This window comes from Kitasatospora acidiphila (assembly GCF_006636205.1).
Lineage (GTDB): Bacteria > Actinomycetota > Actinomycetes > Streptomycetales > Streptomycetaceae > Kitasatospora > Kitasatospora acidiphila.
Genome location: NZ_VIGB01000003.1, coordinates 4,583,167 through 4,599,751 on the forward strand (window position 1 = coordinate 4,583,167; position 16,585 = coordinate 4,599,751).

Consider the following 16,585-nt stretch of genomic DNA (forward strand, 5'->3'; position numbering starts at 1 on the left):
CCCGGTCAGATCCAGCCGTGCTCGCGGGCCAGACGGACCGCGGCATGGCGGTTCTCGGCGCCCAGCTTGCCGGCCGCCGAGGACAGGTAGTTGCGCACCGTGCCGGGGGAGAGGCCGGCCCGGACGGCGATCTCGGCCACCGAGGAGCCGTCCGCGGCCAGCTCCAGCACATCGGTCTCGCGCGGGGTGAGCGGGCTGTCCCCGGCGCTGATCGCCTCGGCGGCCAGCTCCGGGTCCACGTAGCGGCCGCCGCTCCGCACGGTGCGGATGATCCCGGCCAGGTCGGCCGCCGACACGGTCTTCGGCAGGAACCCGCGCACCCCGACTTCCAGGGCCCGCTTGAGGTAGCCGGGGCGGCCGTGGCCGGTGACGATCATCGTCCGGCAGTTCGGGGCCAGCCGGCGCAGCTGCGCGGCCACCTCGATGCCGTCGAGCCCCGGCATCTGCAGGTCGAGCACCGCGATGTCCGGCTGGTGCGCCTGGGCCATGGCCAGCGCCTCCGGGCCGGACGCTGCCTGGGCCACCACCGTCAGGTCGTCCTCCAGGGCCAGCAGGGCGGCCAGCGCACCGCGGATCAGGTGCTCGTCGTCGGCCAGCAGCAGTCGAACCGGCTCGGTCATCACACAAGCTCCTCGGCACGGGCGGTCGTACGGGACAGCGGCAGGGCGGCGCGCAGCGTGAAGCGGTCGTCGTGGCCGCGTTCGCAGTTCAGTTCGCCGCCGTGCGCGGCCAGCCGCTCGCGCAGCCCGGCCAGGCCGCTGCCCGGGGTGTGGTCGGCCGGCTCGGCGCGCAGCCCGTCGTTCACCAGTTCCAGCACGGTGTGCTCGCCGTCGCCGCACAGCCGCACCGAGACCAGGGTGGCCTCGCTGTGCCGCAGCACATTGGTGGCCGCCTCGCGGACCACCCAGCCGAGCACCGACTGCACCAGCGGCGGCAGCGTCGCCGGATCGGGGCCGAGGTCGACGGCGCAGTCGATCCCGGCGGCCCGCAGCACCGAGCGGGCACCGGCCACCTCGGCGGCCAGGTCGGCGGTGCGGTAGCCGCGCACCACCTCGCGCACCTCGCGGTGCGACTCCTGGGCGATCCGCTGCACCTCCACCATCTGGTCGGCGGCCTCCGCCCGGCCGCGCCGGGCCAGCTGCACGGCCAGCTCGGCCTTGAGCGCCATGGTGGTCAGGTTGCGGCCCAGCACGTCGTGCAGGTCGCGGGAGAACCGCAGCCGCTCCTCGGCAACCGCCAGCCGGGCCCGGTCCTCCTGGGCCCGGTCCAGCTCCCAGGCCGTCTTGACCACCCAGGACGAGCAGCGGCAGCTCGCGGCGCAGAAGACCAGCCCGATCAGCGACCCGACCACCACACCGACGGCCATGGCGACCGACTCGCAGGCGATCGCCAGCGGCGGCAGCGTCAGCAGCAGCATCGGGACCGTCCAGAGCGCCATCAGCAGCGGGCGCAGCGCGACGGTCGGGCCGACCACCCAGACCAGCAGCTGGAAGACGACGATGGTGGCGCCGACCGGCGGCTTGTTCGCGTGGTGCGGTCCGAGCAGCAGGGTCAGCCAGATGCCCAGCTGGGTGGCGGCCGCGTGGACCAGCAGCAGCTTGGTGGGCCGCGTTCGGCGCCCGCTGTGCGCCGCCAGCGCGGCCCGGATCAGCGGCACCGAGAGCGCGGAGTTCAGCAGCACGGTGGCGACCAGTGCCACCGCGGCGGCGGTGTGGGCGGACTCCTTGATCAGCTGCTGCACGCCCATCGCGAGCATCGAGACCGGTAGGAAGACGGTCAGGCTGTACATCGACCAGCGGTTGTAGATCTCCACCCGCTTCGCCTTCGACTGGCTGCGCCAGCGCTCCATGAGCCGCACGCCGTCACCCTCCCCCTCGTTGCCGTGGGTCCTATCAGACCAGCTCAGCGCCGTGGTTCCCAACGGAACCAGCGCCGGGCCGCCCAGCCGGCCAGCGCGGCCCAGGCCAGTGCGCCGGCCAGGTAGAGCCACCAGCCGACCGGGTGCTGCCCGCCGTCGCCGCCCAGCCATCCGGTGCGCAGCAGCGCCAGCGCCGGGGTGACCGGCAGCAGCCGGGCGACCAGCGCCACCTGGCCGGGCATGACGGCGAGCGGGACCAGCAGCCCGGAGCCGAAGATGGTCAGCATCATCACCGGCAGGGTGGTGATCCCGGAGGTCTCCACGGTCTTGGTGAAGGCGCTGGAGAGTGCCGCCAGCGGCACCAGCACGGCCACCGCGAGCAGCAGTCCGAGCAGCACCAGCACCGGGTTGTGCGGGGCGGGCAGCCCGAACAGCGCCGCGGCGCAGACCGTGATGGCGACCATCTGCAGCAGCGCCAGCAGCACCGCGGGCAGCGCCGTGCCGCCGAGGATCTCCGGGTCGGTGAGCTCGCCGGTGCGCAGCCGCTTGAGCACCAGGTCGTTGCGCCGGGCGACGTAGGCCGCCGTCAGGTTGTAGTAGACGACGAAGACCAGCACGGTCAGGAAGAGGCTGAGCACCAGGGCGCCGTGCAGGTCGCCGCCGGGCAGCCGGTTGCGCTGGGCCTTGAGCATCTGGTGCAGGCCGCTGATCAGGCAGACCGGCATCGCCACCGCCATGTAGAGCGCGATCCGGTTGCGGGTCAGCAGCAGGGCCTCGGTGCGGGCCAGGGCGAGCACGCGGCGGGCGGCGCTGGGGGCGGCGGGGGTGCCCACCCCGGCGGTGCGGGTGGCGGTGGTCATCGGACGGCTCCGGTCAGGGCGGGGGACTCGGCGGGGGCGGCGTGCTCGGGCTCGGCGGCGATGGCCAGGAAGGCCTCCTCCAGCGAGGCGCTGCGGGCGTCCAGGCCGGCCAGTTCGACCTGCTGCTGCTCGGCCCAGCACAGCAGCTCGGTGAGGGTGCGCTGGAGCTGCCGGGTGCGGATGGTGACCCGGCGGCCGGCGAAGCCGACCTCGGCCTCCGGCAGCGGCAGCAGGGTCGGCGAGTCGGGCTGGGCGGGCAGGTCGAAGGTGATCCGGGCCGGCTGGTCGGCGATCACCTCGGCGACCGTGCCGCTGGCCACCACCAGGCCGCGCTGCATGATCGCCAGACGGTCGGCCAGCTCCTCGGCCTCCTCCAGGTAGTGGGTGGTGAGCAGCACCGTGGTGCCGGCGGCGCGCAGCTCGCGGACCAGCTGCCAGACGGCGGCCCGGGCCTGCGGATCGAGGCCGGTGGTCGGCTCGTCCAGGAAGAGCACCTCGGGGCGGCCGATCAGCGCGACCGCCAGGTCCAGCCGGCGCTTCTCGCCGCCGGAGAGCTGCTTGACCCGCACGGCGGCCCGGTCGGCCAGGCCGACGAGGTCGAGCGCCTCGGCGACCGGGCGCGGGGTGGTGCTGGTGCCGGCCCAGCCGCGCAGGGTCTCGGCCACCGTCAGGTCGCCGGGGAAGCCGCCCTCCTGGAGCATGATCCCGATCCGCGGGCGGATGGCGGCGCGCTCCCGGTAGGGGTCGCGGCCGAGCACCGTCACGGTGCCGCCGGTCGGCTGGGCCAGGCCCTCGATCAGCTCCATGGTCGAGGTCTTGCCGGCGCCGTTGGTGCCGAGCAGGGCGAAGAGCTCGCCGCGCCGGACGGTGAGGTCGAGGCCGCGTACGGCCTCGAAGCCGTGCGCCGCGGTGCTGCCGTAGCGCCGGCGCAGGCCGCTGGCCCGGATGGCGTGGAGGGGGCTGGTCATGGCTTCCAGCGTTCCGTGCGGCGCGCGCCGGCGGCAGTGCGCGGCCGCACCGATCGCCCGGGCACTTCCATGGGTCGGCGGTGACAAATGTCATCGGCGCCGACCGGGTCGTGGCGCCTGCGGCCGTGACATTCCGAGAAGGGCGGCCGGGAAAACGAAAGCGGCCTCCCGAAGGAGGCCGCTTCTCGTGGAGCGGACGACGAGATTCGAACTCGCGACCCTCACCTTGGCAAGGTGATGCTCTACCAACTGAGCCACGTCCGCACGATCTTCACTCGTGTTGCACATCACCTTAGCAGGTGATGCTGCGAGCGGACGACGAGATTCGAACTCGCGACCCTCACCTTGGCAAGGTGATGCTCTACCAACTGAGCCACGTCCGCATGTCGTGCTTCCCGGTTCCTTTCGGCCCCGGTTGCGGCGACGAGAAATACTCTACCCCATCGTCGGGAGTGGTCGTGCATCCCTTCCGCTCGCCGGCTCGCGACCCGGCGAGCGGAAGGGATGCCGGACCGGGTCAGTTGGCCTCGGAGAAGGCTTCGTAGACGTGCTTGGGGATCCGGCCGCGGGCCGGCAGCTCCATGCCGCGCGACTGCGCCCAGGCACGCACCGCGGCCGGGTCCGGGGCGAGCGCGGTGCGGCGGAAGGACTTCCCGGTGCGGCTCTGGCGGCGGCCGGCGGCGACGAACGGGGCGAGCGCCTCACGCAGCTTTTCCGCGTTGTCCACGGACAGGTCGATCTCGTACGACTTCCCGTCGACACCGAAGTGCACGGTTTCGGCGGCGGCCCCGCCGTCCAGGTCGTCGGAGAGCGTGACAACTACACGCTGAGCCATGGGCGTCAATCCTCTCGGCAATTCGGCCGCCCGGGCGCGTGTGCCGCGGCGGCCCTGTGCGCCGGCCGCGCGGGGGCATAGCGGTGGACCTCGGCCCACACGTCACACGGCTCCCCTCGATGCCGGTGGCCCTATTCTGCACCCCAAGACCGGGGAAATCGATGGTCGCTGCTTTCTTTTTCCGGAAATTCACCTCCCTTCGCCTCCGTACCGATACTTCCGCTCGGATTGCGGCAGGTATCAGGGGTGGATCTGTCCCCACATGCCGGTATTCGGGGGGTCCCGAAGGAGTGCTGCCGCTGATCCTGTGAACTCCTTTACAGGGGGAGGAAACGGGCGCCCTACAACCCCGGAACCCTTGCCGAGTAAGGGGTGCGGGTCTACGCGCGTCGCAATGCCCGGGCCGTCGAACGACCCCGAAGCCCCGGTACTCTGAAGGTCCCCCGCCTTCACGCACCACACCATTGGGAGTGCCAGTGGCACGCGTCGTAGTCGACGTCATGCTCAAGCCGGAGATCCTCGACCCCCAGGGCCAGGCGGTGCAGCGCGCACTGCCCCGTCTCGGATTCACCGGGATCGCCGATGTCCGCCAGGGCAAGCGTTTCGAGCTGGAACTGGAGGGCCCGGTGGACGACGCCGCGCTCGCCAAGATCCGCGAAGCCGCCGAGACCTTTCTCGCCAACACGGTGATCGAGGACTTCACCGTTCGGGTGGAGGACGGCCAGTGACCACCCGGGTCGGCGTCGTCACGTTCCCCGGCTCGCTGGACGACCGCGACGCCCAGCGGGCGATCCGCCTGGCCGGGGCCGAGCCGGTGGCGCTCTGGCACCGTGACAAGGATCTCCATCAGGTCGACGCGGTCGTCCTGCCGGGCGGTTTCAGCTACGGCGACTATCTGCGCGCCGGCGCCATCTCGCGCTTCTCGCCGGTGATGGAGTCGCTCATCGAGCAGGCGAAGCTGGGAATGCCGGTCCTCGGTATCTGCAACGGCTTCCAGGTGCTCACCGAGTCGCACCTGCTGCCCGGCGCGATGCTGCGGAACAACCACCTGCACTTCATCTGCCGCGACCAGAAGCTGCGGGTCGAGAATGCCGCGACCGCCTGGACGTCCGATTACCAGGCGGGGCAGGAGATTTCGATCCCGCTGAAGAACATGGACGGCCGCTACACCGCGGACCGGCGCACGATCGACGAGCTGGAGTCCGAGGGCCGGGTGGTTTTCCGTTACCTCGCCAGTGAAGAAGGCGGACTCTGCAACCCCAACGGGTCGATCAACGATATTGCCGGGATCACCAACGCGGCCGGCAACGTGGTCGGTCTGATGCCGCACCCCGAGCACGCCGTCGAGCCGCTGGTCGGTACCGGCAAGACCGACGGTCTGCCGTTCTTCACGTCCGTCCTTAAGCAGTTGGTGAACGTCTGATGACTCTCGACACCGTCAAGAACGCCGAGCAGACGCCCGACGCCGCCCAGCCCTGGGCCGAACTCGGCCTGAAGCAGGACGAGTACGCGCGGATCCGCGACATCCTCGGCCGTCGCCCCACCGGCGCCGAGCTGGCGATGTACTCGGTGATGTGGTCGGAGCACTGCTCGTACAAGAGCTCCAAGGTGCACCTCAAGCAGTTCGGCGAGAAGGCCCCGGAGTCCGACGCGATGCTGGTCGGCATCGGCGAGAACGCCGGTGTGGTCGACGTCGGTCAGGGCTACGCGGTCACCTTCAAGGTCGAGTCGCACAACCACCCGTCGTACATCGAGCCCTACCAGGGCGCGGCCACCGGCATCGGCGGCATCGTGCGCGACATCCTGGCGATGGGCGCCCGGCCGGTCGCGGTGATGGACCCGCTGCGCTTCGGTGCCGCGGACCACCCGGACACCCGCCGGGTGCTGCCCGGGATCGTGGCCGGCATCGGCGGCTACGGCAACTGCCTGGGCCTGCCGAACATCGGCGGCGAGGTCGTCTTCGACCCCTGCTACCAGGGCAACCCGCTGGTCAACGCGCTCTGCGTGGGCGTGATGAAGCACGAGGACATCCACCTCGCCAAGGCCAGCGGCGCCGGCAACAAGGTCATCCTGTACGGCGCCCGGACCGGTGGCGACGGCATCGGCGGCGTCTCGGTGCTGGCCTCGGAGACGTTCGACGACTCCAAGCCCACCAAGCGCCCGGCCGTCCAGGTCGGCGACCCGTTCCAGGAGAAGCTGCTCATCGAGTGCACCCTCGAGGTGTTCCGGGAGCAGCTGGTGCTCGGCATCCAGGACCTCGGCGGCGCCGGACTCTCCTGCGCCACCTCGGAGTTGGCCTCGGCCGGCTCCGGCGGCATGCGGATCGAGCTGGACACCGTGCCGCTGCGCGACGCCACGCTCTCGCCGGAGGAGATCCTCATGAGCGAGTCGCAGGAGCGGATGTGCGCGATCGTCGAGCCCGACAAGGTCGAGCGCTTCCTGGCGATCTGCGAGAAGTGGGACGTCATCGCCACCGTCATCGGTGAGGTGACCGACGGCGAGCGGCTGGAGATCTTCTGGCACGGCGAGCAGGTCGTCGACGTGCCGCCGCGCACCGTCGCCCACGACGGCCCGGTCTACCAGCGCCCGTACGCCCGCCCGTCCTGGCAGGACGCGCTGCAGGCCGACGCGCCGACCGCCGAGCGGCTGGCCCGCCCGGCCACCGGCGAGGAGCTGAAGCAGACCCTGCTCAAGGTCGCCGGTTCGCCCAACCAGGCCTCCAAGAGCTGGATCACCGACCAGTACGACCGGTTCGTGATCGGCAACACCGTGCTGGCCACCCCCGAGGACTCCGGCATGATCCGGATCGACGAGGAGACCAACCTCGGCGTCTCGGTGGCGACCGACGGCAACGGCCGCTACACCAAGCTGGACCCGTACACCGGTGCCCAGTTGGCGCTGGCCGAGGCCTACCGCAACGTGGCGGCCGGCGGCGCCAAGCCGCTCGCGGTCTCCGACTGCCTCAACTTCGGCTCCCCCGAGGACCCGGACGTGATGTGGCAGTTCGCCGAGGCCACCCGGGGTCTGGCCGACGCCTGCCAGGCGCTGGGCACCCCGGTGACCGGCGGCAACGTCTCGCTCTACAACCAGACCGGTGAGGTGGCGATCCACCCGACCCCGGTGGTCGCGGTGCTCGGCGTGATCGACGACGTCAACCGGCGGACCCCGATCGGCTTCGCCGACGAGGGCCACCACCTCTACCTGCTCGGCGACACCACCGACGAACTGGGCGGCTCCGCCTGGTCGCAGGTGGTGCACGACCACCTCGGCGGCCTGCCGCCCAAGGTGGACCTGGAGCGCGAGAAGCTGCTCGCCGAGATCCTGATCGCCGCCTCGCGCGACGGCATGATCGACGCGGCGCACGACCTCTCGGACGGCGGCCTGGCCCAGGCGCTGGTGGAGAGCTGCCTGCGCGGCGGCCGCGGCGCCCGGGTGATCGTGCCGGCCGACCTCGACCCGTTCGTCTTCCTGTTCTCGGAGTCGGCCGGTCGCGCGGTGGTCGCGGTGCCGCGCAGCGAGGAGCTGCGGTTCACCGACATGTGCGGCGCCCGCGGCCTGCCGGCCACCCGGATCGGCGTGGTCGACGGCGACACCCTGGAGGTGCAGGGCCAGTTCGCGGTCTCGCTGACCGAGCTGGCCGAGGCGCACAACGGTGTGATCGAGGCGCTGCTCGGCTGATCCGACGGATCATCGGACCGGCCCGTCTCCTCCGGGGGCGGGCCGGTCCGCGTTTTCGTGGTGCGGGGGAAGGGAGTTGGCGTGTCGTACCGGATCCGCCGGGTGCGTTCGGAGGGCTCGGAGCGGCTGGAGGTGGGGCGGCCGCTGTAGGTTGGCCGTCATGGCGAAGACGGTGACGCGCAAGGCCCGCGGCTACGACCCGGCGAAGGTGCGGGCCGCGCTGGCCGCCGAGACCGAGGCGGTGCGGGGCGCCGTGCGGCGACTGGCCGCGGATCCGGCGGCGGTGGCGCTGCTGGACCGGCCGACCCGGCTCGGCGACTGGCGGGTGCGCGAGCTGGTGGCCCATCTGGCGTGGCAACTGGCCTGGCTGCCCGAGCAGTTGGGGCAGCCGCTGGAGGGGCGGGCGCCGTTGGGGCTGACCGCCTGGGTGAGCGGGGTCGGCTCGCTGGCCGACTGGCTGGACGCCGGGACCCGGGAGCGGGCCGCCGTGGTCTTCGCCGGCCCGCCGGCCGAGGTGGCGGCGTACTTCGACCGGGCGGCGGATGACCTGCTGGAGGTGCTGGCCGGTCCCGAGGTGCTGGATCCGGAGCGGCGCGTCGAGCTCCGGCTGGGCTCGATGACGGTCGCCGACCTGCTGGTCACCCGGCTGGTGGAGACGGTGGTGCACGGCGACGACCTGGCCGACGCGCTGGAGCTCGCCGACTTCCCGCACGATCGCTTCGCGCTGGCCTCGGTCAGCCGGCTGCTCGCCGACTCCCTCGCCGAGCAGGTGCCGGGTGGCTCGGTGGAGCTGCGGGTGCCGCCGTTCGCGGTGGTGCAGGCGGTGCCCGGGCCCAAGCACACCCGGGGCACCCCGCCCAATGTGGTGGAGACGGAGCCGCTCTGCTGGATCCGGCTGGCCACCGGTCGGCTGGACTGGGCCACGGCGGTGGACCGGGCCGAGGTGGCGGCCAGCGGGGAGCGCAGCGACCTGAGCGCGTTCCTGCCGGTGCTGCGCTGAGGCAACGCCCGCCGGGGCGGGTCAGTTGGCGGTCGCGGTCGCGAGGCTCGGGGCGATGGTCGCGGTGGCGGGGCGCCGGGTCTCGCGCAGCAGCAGGCCGGCGGTGGCCAGCACGAAGACGGCGGTCAGGGCGTGGACGCCGAGCGCGATGGCCAGCGGGCCGCCGTGGCTCAACACGATCACGGCGTCACCGAGCGGGGTGAAGGCCTCGGCGAGCACGGCCCAGCCCAGTGCCCGGCGCTGACCGGCGATCAGCAGGGCCAGCGGGACCAGTCCGGAGGTGATGTCCCGGACGCCCTTGATGTCGTAGAAGCCCTCGCCGGTGCCGCTCGGTCCCGCGATGCCGAGACCGGCCACCGCGGCGTGCGGCTGCAGGATGAACCACACCCCGACGAAGATGATGAACGCGCTGATGAGCAGGGTGCAGACGGTGGCGATGCGGCGGCCGGTCATGGTTTCCCCCAAGGGTGTCGAAGGCCCGTGTCCTGACGGGCATTCTTTCTAGCGCTGCTAGGAACATTTCTGACGCTAGCACAGGCGTCGCTCCGATTTATAGCACTGATAGAATCTCTGCCATGGCTACCCAACGCGGCCCGGTACCGGGTCCGAACGCACGACAGCCCCTGACGGGTTCGTCAGGGGGCTGTCGGCTCGGCGGTGCTACTGCTTCAACTCGGCGTAGGCCTCGGGGCTGCTGTCCTTGAGGAACTGCCAGCAGCGCTCGGCCTCCTCGGTCTCCTTGATCGAATCGGCGGCCCGGGCCAGCGCGGCCAGGCAGCGCAGGAATCCGCGGTTGGCGCGGTGGACCCACGGGACCGGCCCGTGGCCGCGCCAGCCGGCCCGGCGCAGCGCGTCCAGGCCGCGGTGGTAGCCGGTGCGGGCGTAGGCGTATGACTCGACCACCCGGCCCTCGGCGAAGGCGTCGTCGGCCAGCATCGCCCAGGCGAGCGAGAACCACGGGTAGTCCGCCGCGAGCTGGGTGGGCGACGCGGACTCCTCGGCGAGCCGGCGGTACGGCTCCGCCTCCTCGGTCAGCAGCGTCGGGTCCGGGCCCGAGAGCAAGTTCTTCCGTTCAGTCATGCTCCCCAGTCTGCCAGCAGGGCGGTGGCGAGCCGGCGGCGCTGCTGTGCTCATGCCGTGCAGTGGTAGAGCAGCTGCAGGCCGGGGCTGTCCACCGACTGCCCGTAGTCGCCGGGCGCCACCGGGGCGCAGGTGCTGCGGACCCAGCTGGTGACCGCCGTGGTCGGTCCTGAGCCGCCGCCCCGCCCGCCGAAGCCGCCGCCCTGGGTCGAGCCGATCAGGACGTAGTGCAGCTGGTTGCTGCGGATCAGCTCCTGGAACTGCGGCAGGCTCGGCGACGGCACCTTGCCGGTGAAGCCGCCCATCGGCAGCACCTCCTTGCCGGTGGCCAGGATGTAGGGCGAGGAGGCCGACCACGAGGTGGTGGCGAAGAGGTAGCGGGCGCCGTCGGCGTGGGCCTGGGTGTAGGCGAGGATCTGCTGCTGGGACGTGCTCAGACCGGTGCTGTCCTGGCCGAAGCCGCCGAACTGGGCCATCAGCGCCGCGAGCTCCGGGTTGTCCGCCGCTGCGGCGCGCGCCCCGCCCCGGCCGGCGCCGCCGCCGGGTCGGCCGAAGCCGTGTGCCGCCTGCGGGCCGACCGCGCCCATGCCGCCGTTGCCGCTGTACTTGCTGTCCAGCACCGACGCGGCCCAGGCACCCGGCGCCAGCAGCACCGTGGCGAGCGCGGCCGCCAGGCCCGCCGTGGCGAGCCGCAGCCGGCCCAGTCGGCGGGCACCGAACCGCGCGGTGCGGCCGACGACGAGCAGCGCCAGCGCCAGGGCGCCGAGTGCCAGGGTGACCGGGGCCAGCCAGGGCAGGAAGGACGGGAAGAGGTGGGCCAGGTAGGCGCCCCAGGCCGCGCTGCCGGCCACGGCGACCGGCAGCGCCCAGGCCCGCGGGCCACCGCCCTGGTAGGCCCGCCGGAGCAGCACCAGACCGGCGCCGCTGAGCGCGGCCAGCGGAGCGGCGATCACGCCCATGTAGTAGGTGTGGCCGCCGACGCTGCCGGCGCTGAAGGTCAGGAAGTACACCGCCAGCCAGCTGCCCCAGAGCAGGTAGCCGGCGCGCAGCCGGTCGGTGCGCGGCTCCTTGCGCCGCCAGACCAGCGCGCAGAGCAGGGCGACGGCGGCCAGCGGGTAGAGCCAGCCGGTCTGCGGGGCGAACTGGGAGCTGAACATCTTGGTCCAGCCGCCGTCGCTGCCGCCCGGGCCGCCCTGGTGGCCGCCCGCCTGGTGAGCGCCGCCCTGGCCGCCGCCGAAGCCCGGCGCGCCGCCCTGACCGGCACCCGCACCGGCGCCGTAGCCCGCGCCCGCACCGGCGCCCGCGCCGTAGCCCGCACCAGCGCCCGAACCCGCGCCGTGCCCGGCGCCGCGGTGCTGCTGGCCGCCGGCCTGGCCGCCCTGAGCACCGCCTTGCGCGCCGCCCTGGCCACCGCCGCCCCACATGCCGCCCTGGCCCGAGGTGACGCTGCCGGTCTCGTCCGCGTTCAGCCCGACCTGGGTGAAGCGGTTCAGGAAGTTGTAGCCCACCACCATGCTGTAGGCCGAGTTGTCGGTGGTCCCGTCGATGTACGGCCGGTCGTTGGCCGGCGTCGCGGTGGCCAGCAGCACCCAGGAGGCCGACACCGCCGCGGCGACCAGCCCGGCCAGGCCCACCCGGGCCAGCCGCTTGCGCAGCGGGACGGGTGCGGACACCAGGTAGACGACCGCCAGCGCCGGCAGCACCGCCCAGGCCTCCAGCATCTTGGCCTGGAACGCCGCCCCGACCCAGACACCGGCCAGCAGCAGCGGCCGCAGCTTGCCGCTCTGGGCGGCCCGCTGCGCGGCGTCGGCGGCCAGCAGGAGCAGCAGGGTGAACAGCGGGTCCTCGACCGCGGTGCGGAACAGCCCGGCCACCACCGGAGTGAGGGTGAACGCCAGGGCCGCGAGCAGCGCGGCGTTGGCGCCCGCCCAGCGGCGGACCGTGCGGAACAGCACCAGAACGGCCAGTATCCCTTCGACCGCCTGCGGCAGCGTGAGCGCCCAGGGGTGGAAGCCGAAGATCCTGGCGGACAGCGCCTGCGGCCACAGGAAGCCGGGCAGCTTGTCCAGGGTGATGGTGTTGGCGGGGTCGTAGGAACCGAAGACGAAGGCCTTCCAGCTCTCCGTCATGCTCCGCACGGCGTCGGCGTAGAAGGAGTGGTAGGTGCTCTGGTTGATGCCCCAGAAGAACAGCACCCCTGCCAGCGCGGCGATGGCGAGCAGGGCGGGACGGGCGTAGCCGGGCTGTCCCTCGGGCGAGCGCCAGGGCGCTCGGCGCGGCGGTCGGCTGGCGGATGGCGGATCGGCAGCGATAGGTAGCGCGGTGGTGGCCATGAGCGACAGCCTTGGCCGTGTCCATGAGAAAACCGTGACAGGCCGGGCGATAGGGCGAAAACGATACCGATCCGGGGGGAAGATTTTGCCGTTCGGGATCTTGCTGGAAACGTTCGGGGCCCTGCCGGAAACGTTCGAGGCCCTGACGGAAACGTTCGTTTGAGCGGGCCGGAAATGATCGGGCCCCGGTCGGCGGGTGCCGGCCGGGGCCCGGTTCACGCGATCGGATCACGCGGTCGGATCAACGCGCTCACTTCAGGCGGTTGCCCGCGGAACGCAGCATCTGGGTGGCCTCGACCACGCGGGCGGCCATGCCCGCCTCGGCCAGCTTGCCCCAGGTGCGCGGGTCGTAGGTGGACTTCTTGCCGACCTCGCCGTCGACCTTCAGCACGCCGTCGTAGTTCTTGAACATGTGGTCGACGACCGGACGGGTGAAGGCGTACTGGGTGTCGGTGTCCAGGTTCATCTTGACGACGCCGTTCTCCAGCGCGGTCTCGATCTCCTCCTGCGACGAGCCGGAGCCGCCGTGGAAGACGAAGTCGAACGGGTCCTTCTTGCCGTACTGGGCGCCGATCGCGTCCTGCAGGTCGCGCAGCAGCTCGGGGCGGAGCACCACGTTGCCCGGCTTGTAGACGCCGTGCACGTTGCCGAACGAAGCGGCCAGCAGGTAGCGGCCCTTCTCGCCCAGGCCGAGCGCCTCGGCGGTGCGGACGGCGTCGTTCACCGTGGTGTAGAGGGAGTCGTTGATCTCGTGGGAGACGCCGTCCTCCTCGCCACCGGTCGGGGTGATCTCGACCTCAAGGATGATCTTGGCGGCGTGCGCCTGGGCCAGCAGCTCCTGGCCGATGGCCAGGTTGTCGGCCAGGGTCTCGGCGGAGCCGTCCCACATGTGCGACTGGAAGAGCGGGTTCTCGCCGCGGGCCACCCGCTCGGCGGAGATCGCCAGCAGCGGGCGGACGTAGCCGTCCAGCTTGTCCTTGGGGCAGTGGTCGGTGTGCAGCGCGACGGTGATGTCGTACTTGGCGGCGACGATGTGGGCGAACTCGGCGAGCGCGACGGCGCCGGTCACCATGTCCTTCTTGTGCTGGCCGCCGAGGAACTCGGCGCCACCGGTGGAGATCTGGATGATGCCGTCGCTCTCGGCCTCGGCGAAGCCGCGCAGTGCCGCGTGCAGGGTCTGCGACGAGGTGACGTTGATGGCGGGGTAGGCGAACTTGCCGGCCTTGGCCCGGTCGAGCATCTCGTTGTAGACATCGGGAGTTGCGATGGGCATGCGAATCCGCTCCTGTCGGTGTGGGGCGATCGGACGACGCTGTCCGATGCTCGATACGCCTCTTTGTTCACGGCGTCGCCGCGGCACGAAGTCGTTGAGGGTGGTCTTCGACCGCAGGCCGGACACCGCTGTCATCTTCCCAGACTCGTGCTTCCGGTTCACCTATGGGTTCAGCATGCGGGCTGGCGTGTAACGCTGCCGGGAGTGGCCACCTCGCCGCGCTATCCTGCGCCGGTGACTACCACTACCGACCTAGCGGTCAATCTCCTGGATGCCAAGTCGTTGATCAGCTCGGTCGGGACCTTCGGCCTGCTGGCGATCATCTTCGCCGAGACCGGCCTGCTGATCGGCTTCTTCCTGCCGGGTGACTCGCTGCTGATCCTGGCTGGTGTCGCGGCCTCCTCGGCGGCGGCCAAGGCCTTCGGGCCGGGCGTTCAGATGCCGATCGGAGTGCTGCTCGTCGGCGCGCCGATCTGCGCGATCGTGGGCGCCCAGCTCGGCCACCTGCTCGGCGCCAAGGCGGGATCCAAGCTCTTCGACAAGCCGGACTCGCGGATCTTCAAGCGCGATTACGTGGAGAAGGCCGAGCAGTACTTCGCCAAGTTCGGCCCGGAGAAGGCCGTCGTGATGGCCCGGTTCATCCCGATCGTGCGGACCTTCCTCAACCCGGTCGCGGGCATGCTGGAGATGCCGGCCCGGAAGTTCTTCGTCTGGAACGCCCTCGGCGGCGTGATCTGGACCGAGGTGATGCTCTGCATCGGCTACTTCTTCGGGGACTCGATGGCCCCGGTGATCGACAAGTACCTGATCCCGGCGATGGCCCTGATCATCCTGCTGTCGATCTCGCCGATCCTGATCGAGGTGGTCCGGGAGCGGAAGAAGCGCAAGGCCGGCGGCGCGGCCGTGGCCGGCTCGGGCGCCGGCAGTGAGCCGGTGCAGTCCGGCGGCGGCCGGCACCGCCGCGGCTGACCACCGCAGAAGTCGCAGAAGGGCGCCTCCCCGGCCACGGGGAGGCGCCCTTCTCATGTTTCACGTGAAACCTCGCCGCTCCGGCGAGCGGCCGGAGCGACCGGGCGTCAGGCCAGGTCGAGGTCGGCGGCGGTGAAGACGGTGTAGTACGGCAGGCCGGCCTCCTCGATCGCCGGGGCCGCGCCGCGCTCCACGATCACCGCGACGCCGACCACCTCGGCGCCCGCCTCACGCAGCGCCTCGACGGCCGTCAGCACCGAACCACCGGTGGTGGAGGTGTCCTCGACGGCCAGCACCCGGCGGCCCTTGACGTCCGGGCCCTCGATCCGGCGCTGCAGGCCGTGGGCCTTGCCGGCCTTGCGGACCACGAAGGCGTCCAGCTCGCGGCCGCGGGCGGCGGCGGCGTGCAGCATCGCGGCGGCGACCGGGTCGGCGCCCAGGGTCAGGCCGCCGACCGCGTCGTACTCCAGGTCCGCGGTGGCGTCCAGCAGCACCCGGCCGACCAGCGGGGCGGCCTGGGCGTCCAGGGTGATCCGGCGCAGGTCGACGTAGTAGTCGGCCTCCTTGCCGGAGGAGAGGATCACCTTGCCGTGCACCACGGCCTTGGTCTTGATCTGGTCCAGCAGGGCGGCGCGGTCGTTGCTCGGGTTGCTCATGGACAGTCAGTCTATTCGGGTCTGCCGGCGCTTTTCGGCGCTGCGCGCGCCGGGGTCAGCGGCGGCGCAGCGCGCGGGCCACGATCACGGCACCGCCGAGCAGCGCCACCCCGCCGCCGATCACCCAGGGCGAGGCGAGCCGCTCGGCCAGGCTGGGGCCGCTCGCCACCGCGTGCTCCTCGCCGTACCAGCGGCTGGCGGCCCTGGCCCTGGCGCTGCGCGCCGGCAGCGCGGGGGCGTAGCGGCCGCGCGGCGGGGCGTGGTCCACCTCCTCGGCGGAGCGGCCGACGATGCTGCGCCGGACCGGGCCGGAGAGCACCTCCTCGGAGACCGGGTCGGGCACGGCGTGCGGGTAGGGCAGCTCGACCGGCTCGGAGTGCTCGGCGCCCTGGTCGCCGTCGCCGTTCTCGTCGTCAGAGGGCGAGAAGGCGATCAGGTCGGAGAGGTCCTCGGCGAAGAGGTCGTCCGGCAGCGGCTCCGGTTCGGGCACCACGGAGAGCGTCGGGGGCTCCGAGTCCTCGCCGTTCTCGCCGTCCTCGCCGTCCTCGACGTCCTCGGCCGACTCGCGGGCGTCGGGAGCGAGCTCCTCGCCGAGCGCGGCGGTGAAACGATCCAGCAGGCGGCGCCCGGCCGCGATGAGGGTCTCGTCGTCGAAGTCGGTCAGCCGGCCGCCCGGGGTGAGGTCGCCGGTGAACCGCAGCCGGGTCTGCTCCTCCCCCTCGGCGCTGACCGCGATCCGCACGGTGGCCGTCACCTCGCCGTCACCGCGGGCCTCCTGGCCCTCGACGAAGGCGGTCACCACGCCCGCCGCGCCGCTGCGGATCAGCGAGATGACGCCCCGGTACGTGATGGTGGAGCTGCCGATCCGCAGTTTCAGCCGGCCGCTGATCTCCGGCGGGCCGTCGGACGACCGGCGACCGGAGGGTGCGTCGGAGGCGTCGGTGCTGAGACCGGGAAGGCAGCGGGCGAGCAGCGCGGGATCGTCCAGAGCGGGCTGGACGAGCTCGGCCGGCAGCGGAATGACAACCTCATGCTCCATGACTGTGAGCCTACCGACCCGTTGGCCGGGTGGAAG

16 protein-coding genes and 2 tRNA genes are annotated in these 16,585 nt (G+C 72.1%); 5 read left to right on the plus strand and 13 right to left on the minus strand.

Features of this window, described 5'->3' with window-relative positions; genetic code table 11:
* Window positions 1-5: 5 nt before the first annotated feature.
* The 7 genes from E6W39_RS21645 to E6W39_RS21675 all read right to left on the minus strand — a co-directional run bounded on the left by E6W39_RS21645 (window position 6) and on the right by E6W39_RS21675 (window position 4,521).
* Window positions 6-620, minus strand: coding sequence for a response regulator transcription factor (locus E6W39_RS21645; protein ID WP_141634929.1), 615 nt, complete (start codon window positions 618-620; stop codon window positions 6-8).
* Window positions 620-1,849: a sensor histidine kinase gene (locus E6W39_RS21650; protein WP_141637878.1), complete on the minus strand. Its 1,230-nt coding sequence runs from the start codon at window positions 1,847-1,849 to the stop codon at window positions 620-622. Before E6W39_RS21650 ends, E6W39_RS21645 begins: the two co-directional genes overlap by 1 nt.
* A gap of 53 nt (window positions 1,850-1,902) precedes the next feature.
* Window positions 1,903-2,718, minus strand: coding sequence for an ABC transporter permease (locus E6W39_RS21655; RefSeq protein ID WP_141634930.1), 816 nt, complete (start codon window positions 2,716-2,718; stop codon window positions 1,903-1,905).
* Window positions 2,715-3,686 (minus strand): ABC transporter ATP-binding protein, encoded by a 972-nt coding sequence (locus tag E6W39_RS21660; protein ID WP_141634931.1) that lies wholly within the window; start codon window positions 3,684-3,686, stop codon window positions 2,715-2,717. Before E6W39_RS21660 ends, E6W39_RS21655 begins: the two co-directional genes overlap by 4 nt.
* Before the next feature lie 188 nt (window positions 3,687-3,874).
* Window positions 3,875-3,950 (minus strand) — tRNA-Gly (locus tag E6W39_RS21665).
* A gap of 46 nt (window positions 3,951-3,996) precedes the next feature.
* Window positions 3,997-4,069, minus strand: a tRNA-Gly gene (locus E6W39_RS21670).
* A 134-nt stretch (window positions 4,070-4,203) separates the two neighbouring features.
* Window positions 4,204-4,521, minus strand: coding sequence for a histone-like nucleoid-structuring protein Lsr2 (locus tag E6W39_RS21675; RefSeq protein WP_101380749.1), 318 nt, complete (start codon window positions 4,519-4,521; stop codon window positions 4,204-4,206).
* Between the two features lie 476 nt (window positions 4,522-4,997).
* Here E6W39_RS21675 and purS point away from each other — a divergent pair, with 476 nt between their 5' ends.
* From purS to E6W39_RS21695, 4 genes are all read left to right on the plus strand, one after another.
* Window positions 4,998-5,249, plus strand: coding sequence for a phosphoribosylformylglycinamidine synthase subunit PurS (gene purS / locus E6W39_RS21680; protein ID WP_101380750.1), 252 nt, complete (start codon window positions 4,998-5,000; stop codon window positions 5,247-5,249).
* A complete protein-coding gene (gene purQ, locus E6W39_RS21685) occupies window positions 5,246-5,944 on the plus strand; it encodes a phosphoribosylformylglycinamidine synthase subunit PurQ (protein ID WP_141634932.1) in 699 nt (232 codons plus the stop codon). The genes purS and purQ overlap by 4 nt, the downstream gene beginning before the upstream one ends.
* A complete protein-coding gene (gene purL, locus E6W39_RS21690; protein ID WP_141634933.1) occupies window positions 5,944-8,199 on the plus strand; it encodes a phosphoribosylformylglycinamidine synthase subunit PurL in 2,256 nt (751 codons plus the stop codon). Before purQ ends, purL begins: the two co-directional genes overlap by 1 nt.
* Before the next feature lie 160 nt (window positions 8,200-8,359).
* Window positions 8,360-9,199, plus strand: coding sequence for a sterol carrier family protein (locus E6W39_RS21695; RefSeq protein ID WP_141634934.1), 840 nt, complete (start codon window positions 8,360-8,362; stop codon window positions 9,197-9,199).
* Between the two features lie 21 nt (window positions 9,200-9,220).
* Here the strand turns inward: E6W39_RS21695 and E6W39_RS21700 are convergent, their stop codons facing one another.
* From E6W39_RS21700 to fbaA, 4 genes are all read right to left on the minus strand, one after another.
* A complete protein-coding gene (locus E6W39_RS21700) occupies window positions 9,221-9,652 on the minus strand; it encodes a DUF4267 domain-containing protein (protein WP_141634935.1) in 432 nt (143 codons plus the stop codon).
* A 207-nt stretch (window positions 9,653-9,859) separates the two neighbouring features.
* Window positions 9,860-10,279 carry a DUF3151 domain-containing protein gene (locus E6W39_RS21705; protein WP_141634936.1) on the minus strand — a complete coding sequence of 140 codons (420 nt, stop codon included), beginning with the start codon at window positions 10,277-10,279 and terminating at the stop codon, window positions 9,860-9,862.
* A 50-nt stretch (window positions 10,280-10,329) separates the two neighbouring features.
* Complete coding sequence (locus tag E6W39_RS21710; protein WP_141634937.1) at window positions 10,330-12,612, minus strand: ArnT family glycosyltransferase; 2,283 nt, start codon at window positions 12,610-12,612, stop codon at window positions 10,330-10,332.
* 250 nt (window positions 12,613-12,862) lie between these two features.
* Window positions 12,863-13,885: a class II fructose-bisphosphate aldolase gene (gene fbaA, locus E6W39_RS21715; protein WP_141634938.1), complete on the minus strand. Its 1,023-nt coding sequence runs from the start codon at window positions 13,883-13,885 to the stop codon at window positions 12,863-12,865.
* 234 nt (window positions 13,886-14,119) lie between these two features.
* Here fbaA and E6W39_RS21720 point away from each other — a divergent pair, with 234 nt between their 5' ends.
* The gene (locus E6W39_RS21720; RefSeq protein ID WP_141634939.1) at window positions 14,120-14,854 is read left to right on the plus strand and encodes a DedA family protein; all 735 of its coding nucleotides are present in this window, start codon (window positions 14,120-14,122) and stop codon (window positions 14,852-14,854) included.
* Window positions 14,855-14,961: 107 nt separating this feature from the next.
* Here the strand turns inward: E6W39_RS21720 and pyrE are convergent, their stop codons facing one another.
* Both pyrE and E6W39_RS21730 read right to left on the minus strand, forming a co-directional pair.
* Window positions 14,962-15,510, minus strand: a complete 549-nt coding sequence (gene pyrE, locus E6W39_RS21725) for an orotate phosphoribosyltransferase (RefSeq protein WP_141634940.1) — start codon at window positions 15,508-15,510, stop codon at window positions 14,962-14,964.
* 55 nt (window positions 15,511-15,565) lie between these two features.
* Entirely contained in the window at window positions 15,566-16,549 is a 984-nt protein-coding gene (locus E6W39_RS21730) for an SRPBCC family protein (RefSeq protein WP_141634941.1), read from the minus strand.
* Window positions 16,550-16,585 lie beyond the last annotated feature (36 nt).

What these genes read in the sequence shown, in the direction of transcription:
- E6W39_RS21695 (WP_141634934.1), top strand. Translation starts at nt 8,360, where the DNA reads ATGGCGAAGACGGTGACGCGCAAGGCCCGCGGCTACGACCCGGCGAAG.
- fbaA (WP_141634938.1), bottom strand. Translation starts at nt 13,885, where the DNA reads ATGCCCATCGCAACTCCCGATGTCTACAACGAGATGCTCGACCGGGCC.
- E6W39_RS21705 (WP_141634936.1), bottom strand. Translation starts at nt 10,279, where the DNA reads ATGACTGAACGGAAGAACTTGCTCTCGGGCCCGGACCCGACGCTGCTG.
- E6W39_RS21650 (WP_141637878.1), bottom strand. Translation starts at nt 1,849, where the DNA reads ATGGAGCGCTGGCGCAGCCAGTCGAAGGCGAAGCGGGTGGAGATCTAC.
- E6W39_RS21730 (WP_141634941.1), bottom strand. Translation starts at nt 16,549, where the DNA reads ATGGAGCATGAGGTTGTCATTCCGCTGCCGGCCGAGCTCGTCCAGCCC.
- E6W39_RS21710 (WP_141634937.1), bottom strand. Translation starts at nt 12,612, where the DNA reads ATGGCCACCACCGCGCTACCTATCGCTGCCGATCCGCCATCCGCCAGC.
- purL (WP_141634933.1), top strand. Translation starts at nt 5,944, where the DNA reads ATGACTCTCGACACCGTCAAGAACGCCGAGCAGACGCCCGACGCCGCC.
- E6W39_RS21700 (WP_141634935.1), bottom strand. Translation starts at nt 9,652, where the DNA reads ATGACCGGCCGCCGCATCGCCACCGTCTGCACCCTGCTCATCAGCGCG.
- E6W39_RS21655 (WP_141634930.1), bottom strand. Translation starts at nt 2,718, where the DNA reads ATGACCACCGCCACCCGCACCGCCGGGGTGGGCACCCCCGCCGCCCCC.
- E6W39_RS21645 (WP_141634929.1), bottom strand. Translation starts at nt 620, where the DNA reads ATGACCGAGCCGGTTCGACTGCTGCTGGCCGACGACGAGCACCTGATC.
- pyrE (WP_141634940.1), bottom strand. Translation starts at nt 15,510, where the DNA reads ATGAGCAACCCGAGCAACGACCGCGCCGCCCTGCTGGACCAGATCAAG.
- E6W39_RS21675 (WP_101380749.1), bottom strand. Translation starts at nt 4,521, where the DNA reads ATGGCTCAGCGTGTAGTTGTCACGCTCTCCGACGACCTGGACGGCGGG.
- E6W39_RS21660 (WP_141634931.1), bottom strand. Translation starts at nt 3,686, where the DNA reads ATGACCAGCCCCCTCCACGCCATCCGGGCCAGCGGCCTGCGCCGGCGC.